The sequence below is a fragment of the Acidovorax sp. genome (assembly GCF_034519795.1).
Classification (GTDB): domain Bacteria; phylum Pseudomonadota; class Gammaproteobacteria; order Burkholderiales; family Burkholderiaceae_C; genus Acidovorax.
Genome location: NZ_JAXHOB010000020.1, coordinates 985,581 through 995,131, shown reverse-complemented (window position 1 = coordinate 995,131; position 9,551 = coordinate 985,581). Strand labels below are relative to the sequence as shown.

Sequence of the window (9,551 nt, the reverse complement as noted above, 5' to 3'; positions counted from 1 at the left end):
GCGAACAAGTGAAGGCCGAGCTGGCCGAAGCGATCCACACCGGCAACCTGTCGGCCCACGACGAGTCGGGGCGCCTGCTGGTGGTGTACCCCGAGCGCGCTACGCCGCCCCGATCGCCCAAGCGGGCAAAAGCCGCACCGAAGTGCAGGCCGAACTGGCCGAAGCGCTTCGCACCGGCAACGTGGTGGCCCAGGGCGAAGTGAGCGAGAAGCTGAAGACCTGCACCCCGGCACCTACCCGACCAGCCGCACCGTCAACGCGCAAGCCGCCGGTCAGGCCAACGCCGTTCGCTGACGCGCCGCGGGCATCTGCCCAGCCTGCCCGCCATGGCCCTGCTCGCCCGAGCAGGGCGTACTTCCAGAGCCCAAGTTGCCGGGCCGCCAGGTCCTTCATGATCTCCTCGGCACCGCCGCCGATCATCATGACCTTCACTTCGCGGTAGATGCGTTCGCTCACGGTGCCGCGCATGTAGCCCATGCCACCCAAAAACTGCACGGCGGGGTCCGCCGAAGTGCATGGTCTGCGTGGCGTGGTTCTTGAGCAGGCAGACCTGGGCCACCCACTCGGCGCCCCCCCCCCCCCCGTGTGGCCTGCATCGGCCTGCGCGCCGACCGCGTCCAGCCAGGCCGGGTGCTGGGGATGCGCATCTGCATGTCCACCAGCTTGTGGCGTATCACCTGGTGCGCCACCAGCGGTGCGCCAAAGGTCTTGCGCTGGCGCGCCCAGGCCAAAGCCTCGTCGTAGCAGGCCTCGGCAAAGCCCAGGGCCGATGCGGCCAAGCCAAAGCGCTCGGCATTGAAGTTGCCCATGATGATCCGGAAGCCATCGCCCTCGGCCCCCAGGCGGTAGCGAGCGGGAACGCGCACCGTCAAAGCGCAGGTGCGCCGTGTCCGAGCACAGCCAGCCCATCTTGGCCAGTGCGCTGCGCGACAGGCCCGCACTGTCGCCGGGCACCAGCAACATCGACAGGCCGCCACTGCCCCGGCTGCCAGCCTCGCCCGTGCGCACGGCCACGGTGATCCAGTCGGCGCGCATGCCCGAGGTGATGAACACCTTCTCGCCGTTGATCACATACTCGTCGCCCTCGCGCCGCGCGGTGGTCGCCAGCTGCGCCACGTCGGATCCGCCGCCGGGTTCGGTGATAGCCAGGGCCGCAATCCGCTCGCCCGCCAGCACGGGCGGGATCACCTCGGCTTGCTGCACCGCATAGCGTGCCATGCGCCAACACGGGGGGCAATCCAATGTTGTGCGACAGCAGGCTGGCCAGCACACCGCCGCTGGTGCCGTAGCGGCCCAGGGCCTGCCACAGCGGCAGAGGCGCAGCGCCCACGGCGGCAGGCGTGCCGCCGTACTGCTCGGGGTAGCCCAGGCCCAGCAGGCCCAGGCAAGCCGGCCGCGCGGCGCGTACAGCGTGCGCGGGAATTCACCCGCCGCGTCCCAGGCGTCCACATGGGGCGCGATGCCCGGTACGGGCAAAGCGGCGTACCGTGTCGGTGAGGGCGCCACGGTCCTCGTCGGTCACAGCCGCTGGGGCAAGCGTGGGTCATCCCTCCTGGGGTGCTGGCCGCAAAAGCGGGCCAGCACCTGGCCGGGCGACACCTGCTGGCCCACGACCACCAGCAGCTCGGCCACCGTGGCGGCGGCAGGGCAGGCCGGGCTGTGCTCCAGCTTCATGGATTCGAGCACCACCACCGTGGCGCCCGCCTGCAGGGCCTCGCCGGCAGACAGGGGCATGCACGGCCAGCAGCCTGCCCGTTGAAGGGGGCGCGCAGCTCGCGGGCACCGCCGGCCGCTGCCGGCCGGCGGCCGCCGCACGAGGCGTTCCTCAGGCGTCCAGCCACACTTCTCCGGCTACCAGCGAGCCACCCCCGCCGCCGAGCTGCCAATGCCAGCGCGGCACACCGCCCTGGGCCTATACCCGGCCTGGGCCTTGCCAGCCCCACCATAGGGCGCATTGCGCCGCGCGCCCCGGCACCCAGGGTGTGCACCTGGAAGCTTCGTGCGTGAGCGCGTCGAGCTGCACCCGCACCCGTGCCGGCGCCGGCTTTCACGCACGGCCAGCGCCAGGATGGCGCCGCCTGGCGTGCGCCAGCGCAGGCTGCGCACGGGGCTGGGCAGGGCAGGGGCCGGTGCCGCCATGGCGCAGGGCAGCGAACACGGCCGCCACCTGGGCGTCGGGCCCCTGGGCTGCAGTGCGGCGCGCAGTGCAGCGATCGTGCGCGAGAAAGGGCACGCGCGCCTGGCCTGCGCGGAACTGTGGATGGCCCAGGCAGGCCGCCAGAAAAGCGCGGTTGCTCGGCAGGCCGAGCAGTGTGGTGCCGGTCAGCGCGCGCACCAGCGCATCGATGGCGTCGCCGCGCGTGGCCGCATGCACGATGAGCTTGCCCAGCATGGCGTCGTAGTGGGGCGTGACCTCGGTACCTTCCTCCAGCGCATGGTCAAAGCGCAACCCGCCCAGGAGCGCACGTTCGAAAGAGGTGGCCGACGGCGCGGCGAAGTGCAGCACGCGCCCGGTGTGTGGCGTGAAGTGGGCGTCTTCCGCGCACAGCCGCACTTCGATGGCATGGCCCTGCAAGGCCACCTGGTCCTGCCTAAGGGGCAGGGGCTCGCCGCGTGCCACGCGGATCTGCCACTCCACCAGATCCAGCCCGGTGAGTGCTTCGGTCACCGGATGCTCCACCTGCAGGCGGGTGTTCATCTCCATCAGGTAGAAATTGCCGGGCTGACCAGGGTTCTCTTCATCGAGCAGGAACTCCACGGTGCCGGCACCCACGTACCCCGCCGCCTGGGCCAGCGCCACGGCGCAGGCGCCCATGCGCTCGCGCAACGCAGCGTCCACCGCCGGGCTCGGCGATTCCTCGATGAGCTTCTGGTGGCGCCGTTGCACCGAGCAATCGCGCTCGCCCAGGTGGATGCAGTGGCCGTGCGCATCGGCAAACACCTGCACTTCCACATGCCGCGGGCTGAGCAGGGCGCGTTCGATCAGCAGGTCGCCATTGCCAAAGCCCGCCAGCGCTTCGGAGCGGGCACTGACCAATGCGGCGGTCAAATGCGATGCATCGGCCACCAGCCGCATGCCGCGCCCGCCGCCGCCGGCCACGGCCTTCACCATCAGCGGAAAGCCGATGCGCTCAGCCTCTGCTCCAAAGCGCTCCTCGCTTTGGTCGCTGCCCGCATAGCCCGGCAGGCAGGGCACGCCCTGGGCCTGGGCCAGCGCCTTGGCGCCGGCCTTGCTGCCCAGTGCGCGGATGGCTGCGGGCGGCGGGCCGATCCAGGTAAGGCCAGCATCCACCACGGCCTGCGCAAACTCGGCGTTCTCGCTCAGAAAGCCATAGCCCGGGTGCACCGCATCGGCACCCGTGGCGCGTGCTGCCGCCAGCAGCTTGTCGATGCGCAGGTAGCTGTCGGCACTGGCGCTGCCGCCCAGTGCCCAAACGGCCTGGGTGGCCTCGCGCACGTGCAGGGCCAGGGCATCGGGGTCGGAGTACACGGCCACGGTGGAGATGCCCATGGCGTGTGCCGGTGTGCAGGAGGCGCCCGGGCGATCTCTCCCCGATTGGCAATGAGTTATTTTTTCATGCCACAGCGCTCTTCCCAGGGCGGGTGCCTTGCGGGCCGAAGGCGCGCAGGCCCTGCGGCGCCTTCCGGCCCCGCGCAGCGCGGCGCAAACAGGTGGGCGGCATCGTCGAGCAGGGCGGGCAGCGGGGGCGCGCTTTGCACCTGCAGCAGCAGGTGTTTGGTGGCGGCAACCGCGCCCGGCTGGGGCGCGGTAGCCCGCAAGCAAGCGTTGGGCCTGCACGGCTTCGTCCATCGCGCCGTCGACCACTACGGCGTTCACCAGACCGGCGGCCTGTGCCTGCGCGGCCACTAACCAGCGCGCACCGCTGAGCAAGAACGCCGGGCCGCCGCGTCGCCAAGGCCTCGCCCCACCAAGACGGCGCAATCTGCGCGGGCAGCCAGCCCCAGCGTGACCTCGGGTGCGCCGAACTGGGCGTCGGCATCGGCCAGCACCAGGTCGCCGCAGCAGGCCAGGCCCAGGCCGCCGCCCATGGCCGCGCCTTCCGCCGCAACCACCAGCCACTGGGGCAGGCCGCACAGCGCCTGCAGCAATGCGCCGAAGCGGCGATTCAGCGGCACCAGCGGGTCGGGCACGCCCGCATCGAGCGGCTGGCCGATGGCCTTGGCAAAGCCGCCCAGGCTGCCGCCCGCGCAGAAGTGCCCACCCGCGCCGCGCAACACCACACCACGCAGCGCGCCATCGCTCTGGGCGCGCGTGCAGGCGCCGAGCAGGGCGTCCACCATGGCATCGGTCAGCGCATTGCGGCTGGCCGGGTCGTTGAGGGTCCAGGTCTCGCAGAACAGGTCGGCACCCAGCGGCGCGCGGTCGATCAGCAGGGGTATCGTGCATGCGCAGGCCTGTCGTCAGTGGATGGCGGCTGTTTCTCCCGAGCCCTTTGGCAATGCCCATGGTCTTGGCCAGGATGCCCAGCATCACCTCGTCGGCCCCGCCGCCGATGGAAGCCAGGCGCCCGTCGCGGAACATGCGCGAGACCTTGTTCTCCAGGGTGAAGCCCATGCCGCCCCAGAACTGCAGGCAGGTGTCGGGCACCTCGCGGTTCAGGCGGCCAGCCTTGAGCTTGGCCATGGAGGCCAGTTCCAGCACGTCTTGCCCGCCCACGTAGAGTTCGCAGGCGCGGTAGGTCAGCGCGCGCAGCGCCTCGACCTCGGTCTTGAGCTCGGCCAGCTTGAACTGCACCCACTGCTGGTCGGCCAGCGCACCGCCAAAGAGCTTGCGCTCCTGCGCCCACTCTATCGTCCAGCCAATGCAGTTGTTCAGTGCCTCCAGCGTGCTCGAAGCGCACCACAGCCGCTCTTCCTGGAACTGCTGCATCTGGTAGATGAAGCCCTGGCCCTCGGCGCCAATGCGGTAGCGCTGCGGCACGCGCACCTCGTCGAAGTAGAGCAGGCCCGTGTCGCTGCTGTGCATGCCGATCTTGCGGATCTTCTGCGCCACCTCTACGCCCTTGGTGAGCTGGCCGCCGGGGCCGTCGCGCAGGGGCACCATCACCAGGCTCTTGTTGCGGTGCACGGGGCCTTCGCCGGTGTTGACCAGCATGCACATCCAGTCGGCCTGCAGGCTGTTGGTGATCCACATCTTCTGGCCGCTGATCACGTAGTCGTCGCCATCCTTGCGCGCCGTGGTCTTGATGCCCGACACGTCGCTGCCGGCAGCGGGCTCGCTCACACCGATGCAGCCCACTGTGTCGCCCGCGATGGCCGGGGCCAGGAAGTCTCGCTTGAGCTCCTCGCTGCCATGTCGCGCGAGGGCCGGCGTACACATGTCCGTCTGCACGCCAATGGCCATGGGCACGCCACCGCAATGCACATGGCCCAGTGTCTCGGCCATGGCCACGGAGTAGGAGTAGTCCAGGCCCGAGCCACCGTATTCCTCGGGCTTGCACAGGCCCAGCAGGCCGAGTTGGCCCATCTTCTTGAAGACCTCGTGCGCGGGGAAGATCTCGGCCGCCTCCCACTCGTCCACATGGGGGTTGATCTCCTCGTCAATGAAGCGCTTGAGGGTCTTCTGGATCTCGCGGTGCTCGTGCGTGAACTGCATGGTGTGTCTCCGTTGATTTTTGTGTGGGGTCCCCTCCCTGGAGCCTGTCGGGCTTTCCCTCCTTCCCCAGCCACCGCGTGACAATCAGTGGACTCCTTAAATATCACCCGCCTACCCTTCGTCACCGTTACCGCCAGACCTCCTTCCTCTCCACCCTCCGTGCGGTGTTCCGGCCAATCACCTGCGCCGTGTGGAGGTCATCGAGCAGTGAGCGCCTCCCGCCAACGGCGGACGCGGCCGGCGGCGCATCCCCTCGGTCTTCTGGCTTGCTGTTACGGCTACGCCAGCGGCGGCATCCACCGCAAGATCGAGCGGGCGACCTATGACTCGGTGGCGTTTCGGCTTCGTGGCGGCCAACACGCACCCGACCACGACACGCTGGCCACGTTCGCCGGCGCTTTCTCAAGCAGTCGAGGAGCTGTTCGTGCAGGTGCTGGTGCTGGCGCGCGAGATGAAGCTGCTCAAGCTCGGGCACATCGCGCTGGACGGCACCAAGATCGAGGCCAACGCCAGCAAGCACAAGGCGCTGTCGTGGGCGCACGCCAACAAGATCGAAGCGCAGCTGCGCCAGGAGGTGCAGACCCTGCTGGCGCTGGCCGAGAGCAGCGACGCCCGGCGGTGCCCGACGGCATGGACGTGCCCGCCGAGATAGCCCGGCGCAGACCGCCTAGCGCCTCGCGCAGGCCAAGGCCAGATCGAGCAGCGCGCGGCCGAGCGCCACAGCCGAGCGCAGGCGTTGGCCAAACCACCAAGCGCCAGGCCCAGCGCGAGGCGGGCAAGAGCCGCGTGGCAGGAGCCCCAGCCGCCCCGCTGGCCCCAAGGACACCGATCAGGTCAACCTACGGACGAAGAGTCGCGCATCATGCCCGTCTCTGGCGGGGCTTCGAGCAAAGCTACAACGCCAAGCGGCGTGGACACGACACGATGATGGTGATCACAGCGCACGACCAGGCCTGCAACGACAAGCGCGAAGTCGTGCCCACGCTCGAGCGATCAAGGCCTGCCCGAGGGTGGGCCAGGTGCAGACCTCATCGCCGACAACGGCTTCTTCAGCCAGGCCAACGTCTGGCCTGCGCCAGCGGCATCGAGCCGCTGCTGGCCATCAAACGGGAGTCTCATCACCAGCCGGTGATGGAGCGATTTGCCCCAGACCCCCAGCCCCACAGACCGACGATCCCGGCCGCATGGTTCACCGGCTGTCAACACAGGCGGGCAAGGCGCTGTACAATTCGCAAGCAGACGTCGAGCCCGTTTGGGATCATCAAGCGGATGGGCTGGCCCAGAGAGCATGCGCGGGCTGGACAAGGCGCAAGGCGAATGGAACTGGTGACCATGGCTTGGAACATCAAGCGCATGCACGTGCTGCGAGCAGCGTGGGGCCCACCAGTGCAAGAGGAAGGGAAAGCGCGTCTACATGCGGGCAACCCCGAACTGCATGGGGTGTAGCTGGCGCGCCTGTGCATCGGCGCAGGTGGCCAGGCACAGGGCCAGCACGGCGCGCGTGTCGCGCGGGTCGATCACGCCGTCGTCAAGCAGCAGGCCGCTGGTGTAGAAGGCATCGGCCTGGGCTTCGAACATGGCCACGATCTTGTCGAACTGGGCCTGCGACTCGGTCGGGTCGGGCGTGATGCCTTTGCGCGCCAGCGCCGCCTCGGTCACGATCTGCATGGTGCGCGCGGCCTGCTCGCCGCCCATCACGGCCGTCTTGGCGCCGGGCCAGCTGAACAGGAAGCGCGGCGCATAGCCGCGCCCGCACATGCCGTAGTTGCCCGCGCCAAAGCTGGCGCCGCACTGGATGGTGATCTGCGGCACCGTGGCGTTGGCCACGGCCTGGATCATCTTGCTGCCGTGCTTGATCATGCCGCCCTGCTCGCTGTCCTTGCCCACCATGTAGCCGGTGGTGTTCTGCAGGTAGACGATGGGGTGGCCCAGCTGGCACATCCACTGGATGAAGTGCGCCGCCTTGTTGGCCCCCGCCACATCGATGGGGCCGTTGTTGGTGATGAAGCCCACGGGGCGGCCATCGATGCGCGCCTGCGCGCACACCGTCGCCATGCCGTAGCGCGCCTTGAATTCGAGCAGCTCGGAGCCATCGGCGAGGCGCGCGATCACCTCGCGCATGTCCACGGGCTGGCGCAGGTCGTCGGGCATCAGGGCCAGCAGGTCATCTGCGCCCAGCGTCGGAGCTGGGGCGGTGGACGTTGAACGGGGGGGCGCCCATCCCGATGCCTCGACGATGGCGCGGGCCATGCCAATGGCCTCGCGGTCATCCAGTGCCAGGTACTCGCCCAGGCCCGAGATACTGGTGTGCATCTCGGCACCGCCCAGTTCCTCTTCGGTGGCGATCTCTCCCGTGGCGGCCTTGAGCAACGGCGGCCCGGCCAAGAAGGCGCGCGAGCGCCCCTGCACCATGATCACCACGTCCGACAGGCCTGGCATGTAGGCGCCGCCCGCCGTGCCCGAGCCATGCTGCACGGTGATCACCGGAATGCCGGCTGCCGAGAGCCGCGCCAGGTTGCGAAACAGGCTGCCGCCATGCACAAAACCCTCGACCCGGTAGCGCATGAGATTGGCGCCCGCGCTCTCCACCAGATGCACAAAGGGCAGGCGGTTGTGCAGCGCGATCTCCTGCACGCGCAATATCTTCTCCAGCCCCATGGGCTGGATGGCGCCGGCCTCGATGCCCGAGTCGCTGGCCACCACCATGCAGCGCACGCCCGACACCATGCCGATACCAGCGAGGATGCCGCCGCCAGGAACGGATTGGGCCGGGTCTTTCGTGTCCTGCAGATAGCCCGCCAGCGTGGCCAGGGGCAGCCAGGGCGAGCCGGCATCGAGCAGCAGGGCCACGCGCTGGCGCGGCAGCAACTGGCCGCGCTTGTCGAACTGCGGCAGGGAGCGGGCCGAGGCGGCCGCAGCGCGGTCTTCGAGTGCCCGCAGGGCTTCCAGGCGCGCCAGTTGGGCGCTGCGCCGCCGCTGCGCGTCGGGCGCCAAGGCATTGAAGCGCGAGGCGAAGACGGTCATGGCGCTGTCTCCGGCGGCTGCTGCGGCTGCGCCGCAAACACGCGCGGCACCTGCGCGCGGTGAAAGCCCTCGAATGGCTTGACAGCGGGCCGCTGCTGCGTGGCTTCGCCAGGTACCTGCATGGGCCAGCCCAGGCGCGCCTGGGGCCGTGCGCCATCGACGCGCAGTGTGGTCCCGCTGATGAAGCTGGCTGCAGGGCTCAGCAAAAAGACGATGGCTGCCGAGACCTCGGCCTCGGTGCCGAAGCGCCCCAGTGGCACGGTGTGGCGCATGGCGCGCAGCATGTCGGCGGCAGCGGGCGGGTAGTTGTCCATGCCGCTCGATGCGATGTAGCCGGGTGCCACGGCATTCACGCGCACGCCGCTGCCGGCCCATTCGAGCGCAGCGGTTTCGGTGAAGCTGACCATGCCGGCACGCGCCGCGCCGCTGTGGCCCATGCCCGGCATGGAGCCCCACATGTCGGCCACGATGTTGACGATGCTGCCGCCCTGGGCCTGCATCCACTGCCGGTGGCACTCGCGCGCCATCAAAAAGCCGCCAGTGAGGTTGGTGTTCAGCACCGCCTCCCAACCCTTGGCGGAGATGCTGGCCAGCGGCGCCATGAACTGGCCGCCCGCGTTGTTCACCAGCGCGTCGATGCGGCCATGCTCGGCCAGGGCCTGCTGCACCACGATGGCCACGGCCTCCTCGGAGCGGATATCGCAGGCATGCCAGGAGGCCAGCCCGCCGTCCGCCGTGATCTCGGTCTGCACGGCCTGGAGTTTGTCGGCCTTGCGCCCGACCAGCACCACCTGCGCACCCAGCCGCGCCAGTTCGTGCGCCGTGCAGCGGCCTATGCCCGACCCGCCGCCGGTGACGATCACCACCCGCCCCGCGAACAGGCCGGGTGCGAACACGCTCTGGTACATGG

At 69.6% G+C, this 9,551-nt stretch carries 5 protein-coding genes and 3 pseudogenes; 1 reads left to right on the top strand and 7 read right to left on the bottom strand.

Annotation, left to right across the window (positions count from 1 at the left end; genetic code table 11):
- Positions 1 to 366 precede the first annotated feature (366 nt).
- The 5 genes and pseudogenes from U5N23_RS33190 to U5N23_RS25800 all read right to left on the bottom strand — a co-directional run.
- A pseudogene (locus U5N23_RS33190) lies at positions 367 to 1,522 on the bottom strand (acyl-CoA dehydrogenase family protein); the annotation flags it as partial.
- Complete coding sequence (locus tag U5N23_RS33185) at positions 1,519 to 1,734, bottom strand: acetyl-CoA carboxylase biotin carboxyl carrier protein subunit (RefSeq protein WP_416208665.1); 216 nt, start codon at positions 1,732 to 1,734, stop codon at positions 1,519 to 1,521. The pseudogene U5N23_RS33190 and the gene U5N23_RS33185, both read right to left, overlap by 4 nt.
- Before the next feature lie 313 nt (positions 1,735 to 2,047).
- The gene (locus U5N23_RS25810; RefSeq protein WP_416208669.1) at positions 2,048 to 3,511 is read right to left on the bottom strand and encodes an acetyl-CoA carboxylase biotin carboxylase subunit; all 1,464 of its coding nucleotides are present in this window, start codon (positions 3,509 to 3,511) and stop codon (positions 2,048 to 2,050) included.
- 356 nt (positions 3,512 to 3,867) lie between these two features.
- Positions 3,868 to 4,302: an enoyl-CoA hydratase-related protein gene (locus U5N23_RS25805; RefSeq protein WP_322595538.1), complete on the bottom strand. Its 435-nt coding sequence runs from the start codon at positions 4,300 to 4,302 to the stop codon at positions 3,868 to 3,870.
- A 151-nt stretch (positions 4,303 to 4,453) separates the two neighbouring features.
- Positions 4,454 to 5,617 (bottom strand): annotated as a pseudogene (locus U5N23_RS25800) (acyl-CoA dehydrogenase family protein); the annotation flags it as partial.
- A gap of 100 nt (positions 5,618 to 5,717) precedes the next feature.
- Between U5N23_RS25800 and U5N23_RS25795 the strand changes: the two are divergent.
- A pseudogene (locus tag U5N23_RS25795) lies at positions 5,718 to 6,991 on the top strand (transposase); the annotation flags it as partial.
- A gap of 36 nt (positions 6,992 to 7,027) precedes the next feature.
- Here the strand turns inward: U5N23_RS25795 and U5N23_RS25790 are convergent.
- The gene (locus tag U5N23_RS25790; protein WP_322595537.1) at positions 7,028 to 8,641 is read right to left on the bottom strand and encodes an acyl-CoA carboxylase subunit beta; all 1,614 of its coding nucleotides are present in this window, start codon (positions 8,639 to 8,641) and stop codon (positions 7,028 to 7,030) included.
- On the bottom strand, positions 8,638 to 9,549 hold the full coding sequence (locus tag U5N23_RS25785; protein ID WP_322595536.1) for an SDR family oxidoreductase: 912 nt from the start codon (positions 9,547 to 9,549) through the stop codon (positions 8,638 to 8,640). The genes U5N23_RS25790 and U5N23_RS25785 overlap by 4 nt, the downstream gene beginning before the upstream one ends.
- Positions 9,550 to 9,551 lie beyond the last annotated feature (2 nt).

Coding starts and splice junctions, on each gene's coding strand:
- U5N23_RS33185 (WP_416208665.1), bottom strand. CDS start 1,734: ATGCCCCTGTCTGCCGGCGAGGCCCTGCAGGCGGGCGCCACGGTGGTG.
- U5N23_RS25810 (WP_416208669.1), bottom strand. CDS start 3,511: ATGGGCATCTCCACCGTGGCCGTGTACTCCGACCCCGATGCCCTGGCC.
- U5N23_RS25805 (WP_322595538.1), bottom strand. CDS start 4,302: ATGGTGGACGCCCTGCTCGGCGCCTGCACGCGCGCCCAGAGCGATGGC.
- U5N23_RS25790 (WP_322595537.1), bottom strand. CDS start 8,641: ATGACCGTCTTCGCCTCGCGCTTCAATGCCTTGGCGCCCGACGCGCAG.
- U5N23_RS25785 (WP_322595536.1), bottom strand. CDS start 9,549: ATGTACCAGAGCGTGTTCGCACCCGGCCTGTTCGCGGGGCGGGTGGTG.